The 17716-nt window shown below is 72.0% G+C and carries 14 protein-coding genes; 9 read left to right on the top strand and 5 right to left on the bottom strand.

Annotated elements, in window-relative coordinates; all coding sequences use genetic code 11:
• Positions 1 to 200 precede the first annotated feature (200 nt).
• On the top strand, positions 201 to 2987 hold the full coding sequence (locus ACZ60M_RS05640) for a helix-turn-helix transcriptional regulator (protein ID WP_465415048.1): 2787 nt from the start codon (positions 201 to 203) through the stop codon (positions 2985 to 2987).
• 180 nt (positions 2988 to 3167) lie between these two features.
• Here ACZ60M_RS05640 and ACZ60M_RS05635 read toward each other — a convergent pair whose 3' ends face one another.
• Positions 3168 to 4565 carry an MFS transporter gene (locus tag ACZ60M_RS05635; protein WP_465415047.1) on the bottom strand — a complete coding sequence of 466 codons (1398 nt, stop codon included), beginning with the start codon at positions 4563 to 4565 and terminating at the stop codon, positions 3168 to 3170.
• Between the two features lie 169 nt (positions 4566 to 4734).
• Here ACZ60M_RS05635 and ACZ60M_RS05630 point away from each other — a divergent pair, with 169 nt between their 5' ends.
• Together ACZ60M_RS05630 and ACZ60M_RS05625 are read left to right on the top strand one after the other, a co-directional pair.
• Positions 4735 to 5337, top strand: a complete 603-nt coding sequence (locus ACZ60M_RS05630) for an NADPH-dependent FMN reductase (RefSeq protein ID WP_465415045.1) — start codon at positions 4735 to 4737, stop codon at positions 5335 to 5337.
• Between the two features lie 86 nt (positions 5338 to 5423).
• A complete protein-coding gene (locus tag ACZ60M_RS05625; RefSeq protein WP_465415043.1) occupies positions 5424 to 8150 on the top strand; it encodes a helix-turn-helix transcriptional regulator in 2727 nt (908 codons plus the stop codon).
• A 60-nt stretch (positions 8151 to 8210) separates the two neighbouring features.
• On the opposite strand, the gene ACZ60M_RS05620 is transcribed toward ACZ60M_RS05625, so the two are convergent.
• A complete protein-coding gene (locus ACZ60M_RS05620; RefSeq protein ID WP_465415041.1) occupies positions 8211 to 8978 on the bottom strand; it encodes an alpha/beta fold hydrolase in 768 nt (255 codons plus the stop codon).
• A 60-nt stretch (positions 8979 to 9038) separates the two neighbouring features.
• Between ACZ60M_RS05620 and ACZ60M_RS05615 the strand changes: the two genes are divergently transcribed.
• Complete coding sequence (locus tag ACZ60M_RS05615) at positions 9039 to 9416, top strand: MerR family transcriptional regulator (protein ID WP_465415039.1); 378 nt, start codon at positions 9039 to 9041, stop codon at positions 9414 to 9416.
• Between the two features lie 7 nt (positions 9417 to 9423).
• Here the strand turns inward: ACZ60M_RS05615 and ACZ60M_RS05610 are convergent, their stop codons facing one another.
• Positions 9424 to 9942, bottom strand: coding sequence for a GNAT family N-acetyltransferase (locus ACZ60M_RS05610; protein ID WP_465415037.1), 519 nt, complete (start codon positions 9940 to 9942; stop codon positions 9424 to 9426).
• A gap of 69 nt (positions 9943 to 10011) precedes the next feature.
• Positions 10012 to 11421 (bottom strand): DNA repair protein RadA, encoded by a 1410-nt coding sequence (radA, locus tag ACZ60M_RS05605; RefSeq protein WP_465415035.1) that lies wholly within the window; start codon positions 11419 to 11421, stop codon positions 10012 to 10014.
• Between the two features lie 275 nt (positions 11422 to 11696).
• Here radA and ACZ60M_RS05600 point away from each other — a divergent pair, with 275 nt between their 5' ends.
• The 4 genes from ACZ60M_RS05600 (at position 11697) to ACZ60M_RS05585 (ending at position 15559) form a co-directional block, all read left to right on the top strand.
• Positions 11697 to 12560, top strand: a complete 864-nt coding sequence (locus ACZ60M_RS05600) for an HAD family hydrolase (RefSeq protein WP_465415034.1) — start codon at positions 11697 to 11699, stop codon at positions 12558 to 12560.
• 34 nt (positions 12561 to 12594) lie between these two features.
• Positions 12595 to 13614: a LacI family DNA-binding transcriptional regulator gene (locus ACZ60M_RS05595; protein ID WP_465415032.1), complete on the top strand. Its 1020-nt coding sequence runs from the start codon at positions 12595 to 12597 to the stop codon at positions 13612 to 13614.
• A gap of 536 nt (positions 13615 to 14150) precedes the next feature.
• Positions 14151 to 14510, top strand: coding sequence for an ArsR/SmtB family transcription factor (locus ACZ60M_RS05590; protein WP_465415030.1), 360 nt, complete (start codon positions 14151 to 14153; stop codon positions 14508 to 14510).
• Between the two features lie 194 nt (positions 14511 to 14704).
• Complete coding sequence (locus ACZ60M_RS05585; RefSeq protein ID WP_465415028.1) at positions 14705 to 15559, top strand: hypothetical protein; 855 nt, start codon at positions 14705 to 14707, stop codon at positions 15557 to 15559.
• Here the strand turns inward: ACZ60M_RS05585 and ACZ60M_RS05580 are convergent.
• Positions 15556 to 16713, bottom strand: a complete 1158-nt coding sequence (locus tag ACZ60M_RS05580; protein ID WP_465415026.1) for a hypothetical protein — start codon at positions 16711 to 16713, stop codon at positions 15556 to 15558. The two genes, ACZ60M_RS05585 and ACZ60M_RS05580, sit on opposite strands and share 4 nt — an antisense overlap.
• 242 nt (positions 16714 to 16955) lie before the next feature.
• Between ACZ60M_RS05580 and ACZ60M_RS05575 the strand changes: the two genes are divergently transcribed.
• Complete coding sequence (locus tag ACZ60M_RS05575; RefSeq protein ID WP_465415242.1) at positions 16956 to 17675, top strand: DedA family protein; 720 nt, start codon at positions 16956 to 16958, stop codon at positions 17673 to 17675.
• The last annotated feature ends 41 nt before the right edge of the window (positions 17676 to 17716 follow it).

Here is a 17716-nt window from a genome sequence, read left to right as displayed (position 1 = left end):
CGTCGACGCTAAGCGCCCGGAAGCGCCCGCGCCCCGGTCGGACGACTGGGCGCGGCGACTGGGAACCGAACCCAGACGGTGCGCGCGTTCGACCAGGTGGCGGGCGCCCCAGTCGATCCCAGTCGAATGACAGATGCGAGCCGTCGGCCCCCGTGGCTACCCTGGAGGAGTCCCCGGTCGTCCTGAGGATGGAGCCCGCCGTGAATCCCATTGCCGACACCACGCGCGCGCGCCAGGACGCCGCCCCGCTGCCGGAGGAACCCGCCCGCCCCGTCCTGTACGGCCGCGACCCCGAACTCGACGCGATCCAGGCGCTCATGGACGGCGCCCGCGTCGGCCACGGCGGCGCGCTCGTCGTCCGCGGCGAGCCCGGGATCGGCAAATCCGCGATCGTCGACGCCGTCATCCCGCGCGCCGAAGGCTTCACCGTCCTGCGCACCCTCGGCGTCGAAGCCGAGCACACCTGGTCCTACGCCGGACTCCAGATGCTGCTCCACCCGCTGCTCGACCGCATCGACCGCCTCCCCGCGGCCCAGGCCGAGGCCCTGCGCACCGCCCTCGGCATGGGCGACGGCACCAACCGCGCCCACTCCCTCCAGGTCGGCCTCGCCCTCCTGAACCTCCTCGTCGACGCCTCCGCGAAACGGCCCGTGTACGTGGTCATCGACGACGCCCACTGGCTCGACCGCGACTCCACCAACGCGCTCCTGTTCGCCGCCAGGCGCCTCTCGACCGAGTCGATCACGATGGTCCTGGTCGTGCGCGACGGCTTCGCCCCCGACTTCCCCGCCCCCGGCATCCCCGAACTCACCCTCGGTCCGCTCGACCTCGACGCCTCCCAGGCGATCCTCGACATGCGCGCCGACGAGATCCCCTTCACCAGCCGCGACTGGATCCTCCGCATGGCCGAAGGCAACCCCTTGGCGCTCTTGGAACTCCCGGCCGCCGACAACGAGGAGTCGCTGCTGCGCGCCGACACCTCCAACAGCCGCTACTCCACGACCTCGCGCATCAAGCAGGCGTTCACCGAGCGCATCATCGCCCTCCCCGAGAGCACCCGCACGATCATGCTGCTCGCCGCCGCCGAGGAGACCGGCGAGACCGCCGTGATCGCCGAGGCCGCAGCGAAACTCGACGCGAGCCTCGCCGACCTCGAACCGGCCGAAGTGGACGACCTCCTGCGGTACCACCGGGGCCGCATCGAGTTCGTGCACCCCCTGATCCGCTCCACCGCCTACCACTCCGCGCCGCGCGCCCGCCGCATCGAAGCCCACCGCGCCCTCTCCGAAGCGTTCGGCGACGGCGACATCCGCGCCGCCCGCCACCTCGCCGCCGCCACCACCGGCCTCGACGAGAAAGCCGCCGCCGCACTCGAATCCATCGCGTCCTACGAGGCCGAACGCGGCGGCTGCGTCGCCGAGATGGCCGCCCTCGAACGCGCCGCGAGCTTCACCCCCGACCCGTGCCGCCGCGCCCGCCGCCTCGTCGAAGCCGCCCAATGCGCTTACGCCGCAGGCATGACCGGCAAGGCACTCGAGCTCGCCGAAGCCGCCGAGCGGCTCACCGAAGACCACGTGCTCCTCGCCCGCGCCGCGCTCATCCGCGCCACTATCCTCTCCTGGGCCGGCCACTCCAAAGGCTTCGACGTGTGGATGGAGTCGGCCGAGCACTACGCCGCCACCGGCCACGAGAACACCGGCTACCCGCTGCTGCGCGGCGTCTGGAACGCCTGGGAGACAGGCGACTTCACCAAAGTGAAGTACGCCTCCGGCCTCGCCTCCAAGTACGGCGGCTCCAACAACGCCTGGGTCCGCCGCCTCGCCCGCGCCGCCGCCGGGCTCAACCGCCAGCCCGACGACACCGCCGGGGAAGCGGTCGACGCGCTGCGCTCCCTCTACGACTACTACCAGCCGCTCCACGAGGACTTCCAGGCGTTCGACCAGGTCCTGGCCGCGCGCTGGCGGTTCCTCGCCGGTGACGTGCCCGCCGCGTACCAGGCCGCGGCCGAGCAGGTGCGGTGGTGCCGTGAACGCGGCGCGCTGAGCCCGCTCGTGCAGGCCCTGCTCGTCCAGGCCCAGACCCAGTACCACTATGGACGGTACGCGGACGCGCAGGCGTCGGCGTCCAGCGCGATCGAGCTCGCCCACGAGCAGAACGACCGCCGGGCGCTCATGCAGGGCCGCATCTGGGTGCTGCTGCCGATCGCCGCGATCCGCGGCGAGGAGCGGCGCTGCCGCGAGCTCGTGGCCGCCGCGATCCAGGACGCGCCCGAGGACTCGGTCATCCCCGCCGATACTGCGTTGGGGCTCTTGGAACTCGGGCTCGGGCGCTACGAGGCCGCGTTCGACCGGCTGCTGCGCATCGCCGAGGGCGGCACGCCCATGGAGGTGCTCATGCAGGTGCCGACGCTCGTGGAGGCGGCGTTCCGCTCCGGGCGGCTCGCGGAGGTCAAGGAGGCGTTCGACTGGTTCGCCGACTGGGCCGATGCGACGGGCCGTTCCTACTGGGAGGCGCTCGTGGAGCGCTGCCGGGCGCTGTTCGCGACCGAGGCCGAGGCCGGGACGCACTTCGCGCGGGCCGTGGAGCTGCACCGCGCCGACGACATCGACCCGTTCGAGCGGGCCCGCACGGAGTTGCTGTACGGCGAGTGGCTGCGGCGGGTGCGGCGCATCAACGAGGCGCGGGCGCACCTGCGCGAGGCCACCGAGGTGTTCGAGCGGCTCGGTACGGTGCCGTGGACGCAACGGGCTCAAGGGGAACTGCGCGCCGCGGGCGACTCGACCGCTGTCGAGTCCAAGCCCGACCTGGCCGAACTGCTGACCCCGCAGGAACTCCAGGTCGTGCGCCTCGCGGCCGACGGGCTCACGAACCGCCAGATCGGCGAGCAGCTGTTCGTCAGCCCCAGGACGGTGGGCTACCACCTGTACAACGCCTACCCGAAGCTCGGCGTCTCCTCGCGCACGGAGCTCGCGAAGCTGGATCTGTAGCCCCGCGCGAATTGCAGCCCCGCCTGCGGCCGTCCCTAGCCCCCACCCACCACAAGAGGGGAAAGTACTGTCGCGCCGTTCGATCGTGGCCGAGGGGTACGACAAAACCCGGGCCCGAAACGGGCCCGGGGCGTCGATTTCCACTCGAAAGCGGTAGCGAACGGGAGGACTCCGCGCGTCTTACGCCGCGGCCCGGGCCTTCCACGGTTTCGTCGTGGCCTGCAGGGCCGCGCCGAGGACCAGGGCGGCCGCCACCGTGAACGCCGAGAGCCGGTAGCCGTCCACCGCCGTCGCCCCGAGCCCCCACGCGAGCGCCGCGAGCACCGGCCCCAGCGAGGACCCGATCGTCCGCGTCGTCGCGATGAACGCGCCCGCCGTCCCCGCCTGCTCGGTCGGCGCCGAAGCCAGCATGTACGTGTTCATCGGCGCGCTGAACAGGCCGAACACCGCGCCCAGCAAGCCGATCCGCACCCCGAGGTCGACCAGTCCCGTCTCCGCCCCCACGAACAGCAGCGGCACCACCGCGACCACCGACAGGGCCGCGCCCACCAGCGACACCCTGCCCGGACCGAACCGGTCCGCGAGCCAGCCCGCCACCGGCGTCACCACCGCGACGCCGCCGATGAACGTGAGCATCACCGTCGACACGAGCTCCGGGCGCACCCCCTGCACGTCCGTGAGCAGGAACGGGAGGCTGAAGTTCAAGAGGCCCGTCACCGCCGACAACAGCACCAGGCTCAGCAGCGCTCCGCTCAGCGCCGGCGTCCGCAGCAGCACCACCGTGGCCGCCGACGAGGGCCGCCGCACCCACACCGTCGCCAGCGCGACACTGACCACCAAGGCCCCCAACGCGATCCAGGGCGCTGTGTCGACGTACTCGAAGGCCAGGAGGAACGCCGCGATCGCGCCGCCCGACGTGACGGTGTCAGCGATCAGCGTCCGCTCCAGGCGCGGCAGGCCGGTCCCGTTGCTGGGCACGTACACCGCGACCGCCGCCACCGCGACGGCGCCCATGGCGGCGAGGACCCAGAACAGGCCGCGCCAGTCGAACGCGGCGACGACGAACCCGCCCGCGCCGACCATGCCCATGCCGCCCACCGTCATCAAGAGCGCGATGGCCGACATGGCCCGGCCGCGGTGCTCAGGCGAGGAGGAGGTGACGATGATCCGCCCGGTCATCCCGAACAGGAGCCCGCCGAGGAGGCCGCCGACCGCGCGGGCGGTCAGCAGCAGCCAGAACGTGGGGGCGAGCGCGGCCGCGACGGAGGCGACGGTCAACGCCCCCATGGAGAACACGGCGACCGCGCGCAGGTCGGCCCGGTCGGCGAGCCGCCCGGCGGCGATCGCGACCGCGCCCACGGGGAGGGCGTAGGAGAGGAGGACCCAGGCGGTCGCGGCCTCGCTGACGGCGAAGTCGGTGCGGATCAGCGGCAGCGCCACCGCGATGCTCGACATCGCTCCGGCGACGACGAGCTGGGCGAAGCCGACGGCGACGATCGCCGCCCAGTTGGTGGTGGCCGCCTCCGCGGCGGGTTCGGTCTCATCGCGGGCGCCGGGCTCCGCTGCAGTCGTTGTCATGGCGGCAACGCTAGGAGCCGGGCGGCCGGTCGCGCATCTGTCATACGACCGTTGACGCCTACTGCACGACTCGACCAGTCGCGGGCCAGTCGGTCGACGGATGTGCCCCCGGTCGGTCCGTCCGTAGCTTCGTCATCGCAAGCCAGAGCTACGAAGGAACGGAAACACCATGAGCGACAGACTGAACCTCGGCGTCATCATCGGGTCGACCCGCGAGGGCCGCTGGGCCCCCGCCCCCGCCAAGTGGATCGCGGAAGTCGCCGAGCAGCACGGCGGTTTCGACGTCGACGTGATCGACCTGCTCGACGCCGACCTGCCCCAGCACCTGGCCGAGAACGACATGTGGTCCACCGCGGCCGAGCCGCACGCGAACGTCACGGCCCTGTCCGAGCGCCTGCACCGCGCCGACGCGTTCATCGTGGTCTCCGGCGAGTACAACATGTCGATCCCGGCCGCCCTGAAGCACGCGATCGACTACTACATGAACGAGTGGGCGGCCAAGCCCGTCGCGATGGTCACCTACGGCGGCAAGATCACCGGCGGCCAGAACGCCGCCCAGCACCTGCGTCAGATCTTCCCCGAGCTGCGCACCATGACGATCCGCAACACGATCGCGTTCCCGCGGTTCTTCCAGGGCTTCGACGACCGCGGCGAGTTCACCAGGTTCGGCGAGAACGAGCCCGCCGCGAAGACCATGCTCGACGAGCTGCACTGGTGGGCGCTGGCGCTCGCCAGCGCCCGCAAGGCGACCCCGCTGCCCAACCCGTACTAAACCTCGCGGACCGGGTCTAGGCAATTCGTCCTAGGACCCGGTCCGGGGCCCTGGCGGGGTGCGGAAACGCCGGTACCGTTGAGGTCGTGCTGTACGGACGCGATACCGAGACCGCCGCCCTCGCGGAACGATTCGCCGCCGCCCGGGAGGGCCGCGGTTCGGCCCTCGTGTTGCGCGGGGAGGCCGGGATCGGCAAGTCGACCCTGGCCGCGGCCGCCGCGGAGGACGCCCGGGACGCGACCGTGCTGCGCTGCACCGGGGTCGAGTCCGAGCACGCCTGGTCCTTCGCGGGCCTCCAGGCGCTCCTGCTGCCCCTCGCGGGGCATCTGGAGGCGATCCCGGACCACCACGCGTGCGTCCTCTCCCGCATCCTCGGCCTCGCCGCCGTGCCGGACAAGGAGGCGCCGCCGGGGAACCTCCGCTTCACCGTCGGCCTCGCCGCGCTGAGCCTCCTCACCGAAGCGGCCGCCCACCAGCCCGTGCTGTGCATTGTGGAGGACGCGCACTGGCTCGACCAGGACTCCGCCGACGTCCTGCTGTTCATGGCGAAACGCCTTGCGGCGGAAGCGGCCCTGATGGTCTTCACCGTCCGGGAGGGGTACGCCCCCGCGTTCCCGACCCCGGGCCTGGACGAGCTGCGCCTCGGCCCGCTCGACGACGAGGCCGCCGCGAGCCTCCTCGCCGCCCGGCTCGGCGGCGGTCAGTACGCCGACCGGGCGCAGCTGCTGCGCTCGGCCGAGGGCAACCCGCTCGCGCTGCTCGAGCTGCCGCTGGTCGACTCGGAGGTGCGCCTCGCCGCCGACTGGCCCGGCAACCGGTCCACGACCAGTCGCCTCAAGCAGGTGTTCGGCGACCGCATCGACCGCCTTCCCGAGGCCACGCGGACGCTGCTGCTGGTCATCGCCGCCGACGATACGGCCGACACCGGGCTCGTCCTCGAGGTCGCCGCGAAACTCGGGGCCGAGCTCGCCGACCTCGCCCCCGCCGAGGCCGACGACCTCGTGCGCTTCGGCGCCGACCGCTTCACGTTCGGGCACCCGCTCATCCGCACCGCCGCCTACCAGGGCGCGCCGCTGTTCCGCCGTATCGAGGCCCACCGCGTCTACGCCGCGGCCCTGGACGCCGACGACTACCGCCGCGCCTTCCACCTCTCCGCGGCCGCCACGGGCCCTGACGAGGAGGTCGCCGCCGCCCTCGAAGCGTCTGCGCAGTGCCTGGGCACGTGCGGCGGGCACGGCGTCGAGTTCCGAATCCTCGAACGCGCCGCGTCGTTCACGCCCGACCCGGAGGAGCGCGGCCGCAGGCTGCTCCGCGCCGCCGAGGCCTCGATCGCGGCGGGCAACGGCCCCAAGGCGAGAGAGCTGTACGGCCAGATCCTGCGCTACACCGCGAACCCGAGGGTCCTCGCCCGCGCCACCCTCATGGTCGCCATGGTCGCCGCGTGGGACAACGACGTCCGCGAGTCCTACCGGCTCTACATGCAGGCCGCCGACCACTACACGGCCGGGGAGCCCCAGTCCGCCGGGTACCCGCTGTTCCGCGCCATCGAACTCGCCTGGCAGGCAGGGGACTTCTCCCGCGCCGAGGTCGCCGCCGAGCACGCCGAACGCCTCGGGATCGACCACGCCTGGCTCGTCCGCGACCTCGCGACCGCCACCGCCGGGTTCAACCGGTCCGCCACTGTCACCGTCGGCGAGGCCGTCGCGGCCCTGCGGCGCCTCACCAAGGTCCATGACGAGTCGGGCGAGTCCGTGTCGCCGGAGAACCGCACCATGGTCGCCTGGTGGCAGCTCCTCAACGGCGACATCGCCTCGGCGGAGCAGACCGCGGCGAACACGATCCGCCTCGCCCGCCAGCGCGGCGCCGCCGGGGCCCTGCCGCGGGCCCTGGTCTTCAACGGCATCACCGAGTTCCGCAGGGGGCGGTGGCGCGACGCCGAGGCCCTCGCCGAACGCGCCATCGACATTTCGACCGAAGTGGGGCAGCGCATCGGCCCCGTGAAGGCCCGCGCGCACGTCCTCGCGATGACCGCCGCCTACCGCGGCGAGGAGGTCCGCACCCGGGAGATCATCGAAGCGGCCGAGGCGGACTCGCCCGGCGACACGGTCGTCGCGATCGACCTGCCGCTCGCGCTCCTCGACTTCTCCCTGGGACGCAACGAGGAAGCGCTCGACCGGTTCCTGGCCCACCTCGACTCGAACGCGCCGGGCGAGGCGCTGCCGCTCGTGCCCGTAGCCGTCGAGGCGGCGGTGCGCATGGGCGAACCCGAGCGGGTCGCGGGCGCGTTCGACTGGTTCACGCAGTGGGCCGAAGCGAGCGAGCAGCCGCATCTGATGGCGCAGGTCGAGCGCTGCCGGGGCCTCCTCGCGGACGAGCAGGACGCCGGGGCGCACTACCAGCGCGCCGCCGAACTGCACAAAGAGGACGACGGCTTCCCGTTCGAATCGGCCCGCACCGACCTGATCCTCGGCGAGTGGCTGCGCCGGGCCCGGCGCGTCAACGAGGCGAAGACCCGGTTGCGCAGCGCCGCAGCGGTGTTCGAGCGGCTCGGCGCCGAGCCGTGGAGCGATCGCGTCCGCCGGGAGCTGCGCGCCTCCGGCGACGCGGGCCCGATCGAGGCCGCCCCCGACCTCGCCGGAAAGCTCACTCCCCAAGAGCTGCAAGTGGTCCGCCTCGCCGCGGCCGGGTTGAGCAACCGGGAGATCGGCGAGCAGCTGTACCTGAGCCCGCGCACGGCCGGGTACCACCTGTACAAGGCGTACCCGAAGCTCGGCGTGGCGTCCCGGAACGAGCTCGCGAAGCTGGGCCTCTGAACGACCCTGAAGGGCGGCGTCCGCTGTCGCTGACGCCGCCCCGGCTTCGTCTGGGCCGCTTCAGAGGCCGTTGCGTTCGAGGAAGTCCAGGACGAGTCCGTGCCAGGCGTCCGCCTGCTCGGCCATGAGCACGTGCCCGGCCTTGACCTCGGCGTACTCGGCGCCCGGGATCTGCTCGGCGAGGAACCGGTGGTTCGCAGGGTCCACCAGCACGTCCTCGGTCGCGCTGACCGCCAGGGTCGGCACCGCGATGCCGGCCAGGTCGGCCGTGGTGTCCACGGTCCCGATGAGGGCCGCCTGCGCGGCCGTGCCGCCGGGGATGTTCGACGCGATCTGCTCGACCGTGGCGGCCACGCCCTCCGGCGCCATGCCGTTCACGAACGCCGGGCTGAACGCCGAGCCGAGGGCGAAGCGCGCGAACGCGTCCCGGTCGCCCGAGGCGAGCAGTGCGCGCCACAGGTCGAGCGCGAGCCGCAGCCGGTTGTCGGCGCGGGCGATCCCCGCCGCGAGGACGAGCCCGGTGACGCGCTCGGGGTGGCGGGCGGCGGCGCGCACCGCGACCGCCGTGCCCAGCGAGAACCCGATGATCGTGAACCGCTCGGTCGCGGCCTCGGCCACGAGCGCGTCGGCGAGCGAGTCCAGGTCGAGGACCGTGTCGTCCGCCGGATAGGACGACGCGGTGACCGTGTGGCCCTTGGCGAGCAGCGGCAGGAGCGCCCCGAAGTTCGACTCGATGCGGCCGCTGGCGCCGTGGGCGAGGACGATGCCGGGACCGGAGCCGTGGACCTCGGTGGTCAGGACGGGGAGTCGCGTGGAAATGTTGGTCATGCCAGCGACGTTATGGCTTCACATCAGTGTGAAGGCCAAACACTTATGACGGAGGTCACGATGCGAATCGGCGAGCTGTCGCGCCGGACCGGGGTGAGCACCCGGCTCCTGCGCTACTACGAAGAGCAGGAACTGCTGCTGCCCGGACGCGATTCGCACGGCTACCGCTCCTACTCCGAGGACGCCCCGGCGCGGGTCGAGCAGATCCGCGAACTGCTCGAAGCGGGCGTCTCGACCCGCGAGATCCGGCACCTCATCCCTTGCGCCACCAAGGAAGGGATCCGGCACTGCGTCCACTCGCGCGAGGTCATGCACGACGCCCTCGCCAGGCTCGACGACCAGCTCGCCGACCTCAGCCGCAAACGCGGCCTCCTTGCGGGCCAAGCCGAAGCGGTGACCGAACGCCCCTTTGACCAGATCGGCCCGCGTCCCGAATAAGCAGGACTCAAGCCCCCGGCGGCGGCGCGTCGTAGCGGACCGTGCCCTCCTCCGCACCCGGACCGCCCGGCATGAAACCGGCCTTCTCCAAGACCCGCACTGAAGCCGGATTCGACGGCTCCACATGCGCGAACACCGCTTCCACCTCAGGGGACGTGAACGCGTGCGCCGTCAGCGCCAGCACCGCCTCCGGGGCGTACCCGCGCCCGCGCCGCGACGGCGCGACACCGTACCCGAGCTCCACCGCGCCGTCCGCAGGCGGCCAGAACAGGCCCAGCGAACCGACCACGAGCCCGCTCCCGCGCTCCACGATCAGCCGGTGCCCGAACGGCCCCTGCCACGCCGGCTCGGCCGCGATCAGCGGCGCGATCACCTTGTCGCCCTCATCGGGGAAGCCCTCGGCCCAGTCGTCCAGACGGCCGCCCTCGGCCACGGTCGCCGCCTCTGCGGCGGTCCACACCCGCAGCAGCAGCCGCTCGGTCTGCAGATCGGCCACCGCCGCACCGGTATCAGAAGCATCAGTCACAACCGCCACCGTAGGACGCGGAGGCCATGCCGGGCAACCCGGTTGCAAGCAGCCTCAGGTCTCTGCCGGTCAGCCACGCCGCGCCCACGTGCGCGCCGCCGCCTGCTTCGCGTCGATGATCGTCTCGACCTCCACGACCTCGATGCCCCTGTGCCGCTCCGCGACCGAGCCCTTCGGGACGATCGCCGTCTTGAAACCGAGCCGCGCCGCCTCCCCGATCCGCCTGTCCGCGTTCACCGTCCGCCGCACCTGACCCGTCAGGCTCACCTCGCCGATCGCGACCAGGTCCGCGCTCACCGCGATCTCCTGGTCCGCGCTCACCAGCGCCAGCGCCAGCGCCAGGTCAGAGGCGGGCTCGCGCACCCGGATGCCGCCGATCGTCGTGGCGTACACCTCCCGGTCGAGCAGCCGCATCCCGCCGCGCCGCGTGAGCACCGCCAGCACCATGTTCAACCGGGCCTGGTCGAGCCCCGACACCGTGTGCCGCGGGACCGCGCCGTCCTTCACCGACTTCCCAAGGAGCGCCTGCACTTCCACGGGCACGGCCCGGCGGCCCTCCATCGTCACCGTGACGCACGTGCCCGGCGTCGGCTCGGTCGGCGCGTCGTCCAGGAACAGCCCGGAGGGGTCGGCGAGCGAGACGATGCCGTCCTCGGTCATCTCGAAGCAGCCGACCTCGTCGGCCGGGCCGAAGCGGTTCTTCACGCCGCGCAGCAGCCGCAGCATCGAGTGCCGGTCGCCTTCGAAGTGGACGACCGTGTCGACCAGGTGCTCCAGGGCGCGCGGCCCGGCGATGCCGCCGTCCTTCGTGACGTGCCCGACGAGGATCACGGCCATGTTGCGGGCCTTGGCTTCCGCGGTGATCGCGCTGGCGACGGCCTTGACCTGGGTGACGCCGCCGGGGACGCCGTCGGTGTCGGGGGCGATGACGGTCTGCACGGAGTCGAGGATGAGGAGGGCGGGTTTGACGTCCTCGACGTGGCCGAGGACGGCGCCGAGGTCGGTCTCGGCGGCGAGGTAGAGCTCTTCGGAGAGGCAGCCGGTGCGGTCGGCGCGGCGGCGGACCTGCGCGGCGGACTCCTCGCCGGTGGCGACGAGCGCTTTGCCGTACCCGGCTTCACCGAAGCGGTGCGCGACTTCGAGGAGGAGCGTGGACTTGCCGACGCCGGGCTCGCCGGAGATGAGGGTGACGCCGCCGGGGACGAGGCCGCCGCCCATGACGCGGTCGAACTCGCCGATGCCGGTGGGCAGGCTCGCGGCCTGCGCGGCCGAGACGGTGCCGATGCGCATGGCGGGCTTGGCGGGCCGCCGCGCGGAGGGCATGGCCGAGGCGATCGAGCTGCCGCCGGTCTGGCGGGGCGGGGCCGCGGTCTCCTCCATGGAGCCCCACTCGCCGCAGTCGGGGCACTGCCCGACCCATTTGGGGACCCGGACGCCGCACGCGCCGCACGCGTAGGCGATTCGCTGGCTCTTCGACATGGCGCCAGCCTACGTTCCACCCCCGACACGGGCATGTTCGAATCGCGCCCTGCCCCGCTCCCCGAAGGGATATCGGCCCGCCCGCCTGCGTGTTCGAATTTTCGCGGCCGACGGTGTCGTACCCGTGTGGGAGGGTGTTCTTATTTCGCTGGTAGTGGTGAAGGTGGGAATGGGCGGGTAACCCGGGGCACCCGGTACGGCGCCGCGGCGGCGACACGTGCGCGTCGCGCCACAAGCGGTCGAAACGCGTTTGCCCCGCTGTCTATGCTTGCGGCATGAACGCAGCGGAGCCGCTTCAAGGCTCACCGGCACTCTCGCTCGAACCGGTCGCGGCACCGGGCCGCCGCCCCGGCGCGGCCTTCTTCGACCTCGACAAGACCGTGATCGCCAAGGCCAGCACCCTCGCCTTCTCCCGGCCGCTCTACCAGGGCGGGCTCCTCGCCCGCCGCGACGTCCTCAAGGTCGCCTACTCGCACCTCCTCTTCCGCCTCGGCGGCTCCGCCGACGAGGTCCAGATGGCGCGCACCCGCGACTACGTCGCCGAGCTCTCGCGCGGCTGGCCCGCCGAGGAGGTCCGGTCGATCGTGAACGAGACGCTCGACGAGCTCATCGCGCCCGCCGTCTACGCCGAAGCGGCCGCCCTCATCGAGGCGCACCGCTCCGCGGGCCGCGCGGTCGTGCTCGTGAGCGCGTCCGGCGAGGAGATGGTCGCCCCCATCGGACGGATGCTCGGCGCCACCGATGTCATCGCCTCCCGCATGGTCATCGGCGATGACGGCCGGTACACCGGCGAGATCGACTTCTACGCGGCCGGGCCCGCGAAGGCCGACGCCGTCAAGGCGTTCGCCACCGCGCGCGGGGTCGACCTCGACGCGTCCTTCGCCTACTCCGACTCCATCACCGACGAGCCGATGCTGCGCACCGTCGGCTACCCGCGCGCGGTCAACCCCGACCGCGGCCTGCGCCGCCTCGCCCAGGAGGAGGGCTGGCCGCAGCTGACGTTCCGGCGCCCCGTGGCCCTGCGCCCGCCCCTGTCGGGGCCCAGTCCGCTCAAGGTCGCGGCCGTCGGCGTCGGCGTTGCGGCTGTGGCGTATGTGGTCTGGCGAGTGTGGAGGGAACGGCGTTTCAGGACCGCTTGAGCAGCGCTTTCCGCAGATGGGTAGCCTCAGCGAGATGGAACGCAAACAACCGGCCCGACTGGCCGATGTCGCCCGAGCCGCCGGCGTCTCGGTGGCCACCGCCTCCCGCGTGCTCAACGGCTCCCCCCACCGGGTGAGCGACCAGCTGAGCGAGCGGGTCCGCGAGGCGGCCCGCCGGTTGCGATACGCCCCCAACGTCGGCGCGCAGGTCCTCGCCCGCGCGACCTCCCAGACTGTGGCCCTGCTCCTGCACGACGTGACCGACCCGTACTTCGGGCAGATCGCGGGCGGCGTCCTCGCCGAGGCCGCCCGCCGCAACGTGCGCGTGCTGATCGCCGACACCGGCATCGACCCCGATTCTGAAGTGCAGCACCTGGACTCGCTGCGCGGCTACCGCCCGCGCGCGGTGATCGTCGCCGGTTCGCGGACGACCGACAAGGCCGCCGAGCAGCGCTTGTCCGAGCACCTCTCGGACCTCTTGGAACTGGGTGCCACTGTGGTGAGCGTGGGCCAGCCGGGCCTGCCCGGGCGCGTGGTGCGCCCGGCGAACCGCGAGGGCGCGGCCGGTCTCGCCCGGTTCCTGACCCAGCTGGGCCACCGCCGCTTCGCCGTGGTCGCCGGGCCCGAGCAGCTGCAGGTGGTGCGCGAACGCCGCGAGGGGTTCCTCTCGGCGCTGCCCGAGGACGCCGAGGTCATGCACGTCGCGGCCGAGTTCAGCCGCGACGGCGGCTACCAGGCCGGGCGGGCCCTCCTGGACGGCGGCGCGTTGCCCACGGCCGTGTTCGTCACCAGCGACGTGCAGGCCACGGGCCTGTGCACCGCGCTGCGCGAAGGCGGCGTGAGCATCCCCGACCAGGTCTCGGTCGCCGGGTTCGACGACATCCCGGTGGTGCGCGACCTCACCCCCTCGCTCACGACGGTGGCGCTGCCGCTGCACGACATGGGCGTGAAGGCCCTCGAAGCGGCCCTGGTCGAGGACGCCGACTACCCCGATGAGCTCATGGTCGACGCCGAGCTCATCGAGCGCGCCTCGACCGCCAGACCGCGCCTCTGAGCAGGCAGTTACGAGCGTGAATGCGGGGCGGGGCCGAACGGCCCCGCCCTTCGCCGTAGCCGCGGATGTGCGCATTCTCAAGCCTATGTAACGAGCCCGAAACAAAAGAAGCCCGCGCGACTGTCGGATTCGCGCTAGGCTCGGAATCAGGGTGTTCTATATATTGGGACGTCGATCCGAAATAATCACGTGAACCGGCTCTCAATCGCGAGACGGCAACCGCTTAAATATTGGTAGATTTAGATATAACTCCAGGTAGTGCTGCATTAACTGAATAATCGCCGCTGTGGCCTGCAAACTGATCTTGTGTCAACGGTAGATCCGCTGGCGAGGCAGGCGTAATCTCGGCGGTGGATCCGGTCAGGGACTTGGTGCGGCCCGAGCGAGATCCGTAGGAACCGAAACCCTTTGCGAGCCGGAAGCGTCGTCGTTACCGCCCGGCCACACCGCGAGGGCATATTCAGGGTTGGAACTGGATTAATGGCAGTGCGGCCGAATCCGGTACCGACTGGAACCAATCCGGAAGGAACACGATCATGGTGCGAGTCACCGTCGAGGCCGAGACGCCCGTTTCGCCGGTCAGCGGCGAAGCGCTTTCCAAATCCGACGCCGAGCGCATCGCGGGTGTCCTCAAAGCACTCGCCGATCCGAACCGCCTCCAGCTCCTCAGCCTCATCCAGGCCGCTCCCGAGCAGGAGGCCTGCGTGGCCGAGCTGACCGAGCCGCTGGGCCTGTCCCAGCCCACGGTCAGCCACCACCTGCGCATCCTGGCCGAGGCCGGGGTCGTCGAGCGCGACAAGCGCGGCGTGTGGGCCTACTTCCGCCTCGTCCCCGAGACGATGCGGATTGTCGCGGACCTGCTCACCCCGCCCAAGCGCCGCCCCCGGCGCCGCTGAAGAGGAACTGAGCCCGACGCGCACGGCCGGCCCGCCGCCGGCTCCGACCATCGGCGGGCCGGGTCGGCCGCGAGCGTCCCGGGCCCAGAAGCGCTGCACGCGTGCGGCAACGACCGCTCGTAGCGCACAGTCCCCAAGAGATAACTGAAAAACGCGACCTCGACGCGGTTTGCGCCAGGTCATACACTCGTCACATGACCGGTGTGCATCGCAGGCGCGGCCGCCTCTCGAAAGAGGGCCGCCGCCTCCTCGGCGGGCTCGCGCTGCTCGCCGTGTTCACCCCGGTCACCGCGTACACCCTCAACGCCGCCATCGCCCACGTCCAGTCCTGCGGGACGGAAGTGGCGCTCCACGTCGCCGCCGCACCCGAGCTGGCCGCGGCTCTCGAGGACTTCGTCGCCGCAGGCGGCGGTGCCCCCTCCCGCGGCTCGGACGTCTGCGCCGACATCACCGTCGAAGCCGTCTCCGGCAACGCCCTCGGCGAGACCGACGCCGACGTGTGGATTCCCGAGACCGCCCTCTGGCGCAACCTCCCCGCCTCTGCCGGCTCCAACGACACCGACCTCACCGAGCAGTGGGACGTCCTCCAGGACTCCACCGCCAGCGCCGCCGTCGGCCTGGCCCTCCCGGCGGGCGAGAGCGCCGACGCGGTGCTCCCCGACGAGGCCGACGTCGCGCTCCAGGACCCGCGCCAGCACGCCGCGAGTCTCATGTGGATCATCATGTTCGGGGTCGACGACCACACCCGGGAGGGCGGCGACGGCACGGCCGTCATGTCAGCACCCGAGGCCGCCGGGAACCCCGACCTCCAGGTACCCGCGGGCGCCGCGCAGGTCGCCCAGTTCGAGTACCCGATGCTCGCGCGCGCCGACCTCGGCGAGGACGAGCGCGAGGCCGCGCAGAACCTCCTGCGCTCCTACAAGGGCGAGTCGTATGCCCGGGTGCTCGCCGAGCACGGCCTGGGGACGGCGATCTCGCAGTCGGCGCCGTCGTCGCCCGAGATCGTCGCGGCGGCCCTGCAGAGCTGGGACGGCCGCGAGGACGCCTAAGCGGCGGTCTTGGCCAGCGCCTGGCTGAGGACGTCGTTGAACACGTGCCAGCCCTCTTCTTCGCGTTCGGCGGCGACGTCGGCGGTCGCCCACGCCTGGAACGTGCCGTCAGCGTCGGTCACGAACACGCTCAAGGTGCCGCGCCAGCGCCCGTACACCTGGTCGCGCTCGGCGTAGGCGACCTCCCCGGCCATCTCCTGCAGCGGCTGGTAGGGGAGGGCTTCGCGCATGATCTTGCGGGCCGAGCGGGGGCAGTCGCCCTCGCAGGGGAGCCAGCCGATCGTGAGGGTCGACTCGCCGTCGTCGGCGGTGCAGACGGCGGTCGCGCCGTCCTCGGTGCACTCGAACTCGTCGGGGACTTTGAACGCGAAGGGCCAGTTGGCGGCCGCGAACGTGGAGGTCGCGGCGTCTTCGGGGAAGGCGCTGCCGCCGACGCGTTCGGCGGGGGCCTCGGCGTCCCATTGGGGCACTTCGTTTCCGGCGGCGGCATCGGTGGGTTCGGCGGCGGGGGCCTGGGAGACGCCGTCGACGGCGGCGGTGGTGGGCGGTTCGGCGGAGCCGTCCGAGTCGTCGCCGCCGGGCCGGGAGAGGACGGCCCAGACGCCGATGACGAGGGCGAGGATGACGACGACTGAGCCGATCCCTATGAGGATCGGCTTGAGCTGCGAGTGCTTCTTCGGTGCGGCGATCATGATCACCGGCGGAGACATGGGCGGTGGCGAGGGAGGCCCGGAGACGCCCGCTGGGGAGGCCGGTGCGGCTGAGCGCTGGGCGGCGGCCAGCTGGTGGGCGGCGCGCTGGGCCGCGGCGGCGGGGCCGACGGGGAGCGGGCCGGTGGCGGGGCCGAGGGCGAGGAGGCGGTCCATGATGCGGTCGGCGCCGCGGAGGCGGGCGTCGCGCAGGACGACGACGTAGGGCTGCTCGGCTTCGAGGTCGGCGACGAGGATGGGGGCGTCCTCGGGTCCGGCGGTGGCGTAGGCCCAGGCGACGGTGTCGGAGAGGAGGCCGCGGCGCGCGGGGTCCTTGGAGGAGGTGGTGCCGAGGGTGAGGATCTGCACGGGCCGGGCGTTCTCGTCGAGGCCTTCGCAGAGCTCGTAGGCGCCTTCGACGCGCGCGGTCGTGACATCGGTGTACGGCCCGACCGTGCGACTCATCGAGCCCCCCTCACTCTTTTCCGCGTGCGCTGGACGGGCCGTCACCGGGCGTGGGGTCCGAAGGAAGCGCGGAATTACCACTAAGTATGGCCCGGCTCCGCACGCGCGGCGACACCTGGCCGCGGGCAGTCCGCCGAATGGCCGCCTGGGCCCGGCCGGTCTCGGCCGGACGACCGAGGCGGGGGTGAAAGTGAGCCGGTTACGCTGGCGGCGTGACCAACTTCCTCAGCCAGGGCCTGGCGATGGCCACCGCGTCCAGTGAGATACCGACCGGTGAAGGCGAGGGCGACTTCATCCAGTGGGTCCTCAGCCTCATGGACAAGTTCGGCGAGGTCGGCGTGGGGCTGGCCCTCGCGATCGAGTCGGTCTTCCCGCCGATCCCGTCCGAGCTGATCCTGCCGGTGGCGGGGTACCTCGCCTGGGACAACAGGATGAACTTCTGGCTGGTGATGCTGTTCGCCGCGATGGGTTCGATGGCGGGGGCGTACGTCCTCTACTACGTCGGGTACGCGTTCGGGCGCGAGCGGACGCGGTGGATCTTCGAGAAGTTCCCGCTGCTGGAGCTCAAGGACTTCGAGCGTTCGGAGAAGGTGTTCGCCCGGTGGGGCGGCATCGCGGTCCTGGCGGGCCGGTGCCTGCCGCTGGTGCGCAGCGCGATCTCGGTCCCGGCGGGGATCGAGAAGATGCCGTTCTGGAAGTTCACGGGCTACACGCTGGTGGGCTCGGTGATCTGGAACGCGATCTGGGTGGGGTTGGGCTTCGCGTTCGGGCCGGCGATCCAGCCGATCATCGACCAGTACTCGGGGCTGCTGAGCAAGCTCGTGCTGGGGATCATCGGGCTGCTGTTCCTGTGGTTCGTGGTGGCGCGCTCGATCAAGCTCATCAGGAAGAAGCGCGGCGGCGACGGCGAGAACGGGAGCGCCGGGCATACGGACACGATGATCCTGCCCCGCGTGCGTTAACCCTTTCGGATTGCGGCCCTTCACCTTTCGGTGAGGGGCTG

It is taken from the genome of Glycomyces sp. NPDC050141 (assembly GCF_055586545.1).
Note: the sequence above shows the minus strand (reverse complement) of the source record. Positions and strands in the feature narration are given on the sequence as shown.

Coding starts and splice junctions, on each gene's coding strand:
- ACZ60M_RS05580 (WP_465415026.1), bottom strand. CDS start 16,713: ATGAGTCGCACGGTCGGGCCGTACACCGATGTCACGACCGCGCGCGTC.
- ACZ60M_RS05600 (WP_465415034.1), top strand. CDS start 11,697: ATGAACGCAGCGGAGCCGCTTCAAGGCTCACCGGCACTCTCGCTCGAA.
- radA (WP_465415035.1), bottom strand. CDS start 11,421: ATGTCGAAGAGCCAGCGAATCGCCTACGCGTGCGGCGCGTGCGGCGTC.
- ACZ60M_RS05585 (WP_465415028.1), top strand. CDS start 14,705: ATGACCGGTGTGCATCGCAGGCGCGGCCGCCTCTCGAAAGAGGGCCGC.
- ACZ60M_RS05595 (WP_465415032.1), top strand. CDS start 12,595: ATGGAACGCAAACAACCGGCCCGACTGGCCGATGTCGCCCGAGCCGCC.
- ACZ60M_RS05630 (WP_465415045.1), top strand. CDS start 4,735: ATGAGCGACAGACTGAACCTCGGCGTCATCATCGGGTCGACCCGCGAG.
- ACZ60M_RS05635 (WP_465415047.1), bottom strand. CDS start 4,565: ATGACAACGACTGCAGCGGAGCCCGGCGCCCGCGATGAGACCGAACCC.
- ACZ60M_RS05590 (WP_465415030.1), top strand. CDS start 14,151: ATGGTGCGAGTCACCGTCGAGGCCGAGACGCCCGTTTCGCCGGTCAGC.
- ACZ60M_RS05575 (WP_465415242.1), top strand. CDS start 16,956: ATGGCCACCGCGTCCAGTGAGATACCGACCGGTGAAGGCGAGGGCGAC.
- ACZ60M_RS05615 (WP_465415039.1), top strand. CDS start 9,039: ATGCGAATCGGCGAGCTGTCGCGCCGGACCGGGGTGAGCACCCGGCTC.
- ACZ60M_RS05620 (WP_465415041.1), bottom strand. CDS start 8,978: ATGACCAACATTTCCACGCGACTCCCCGTCCTGACCACCGAGGTCCAC.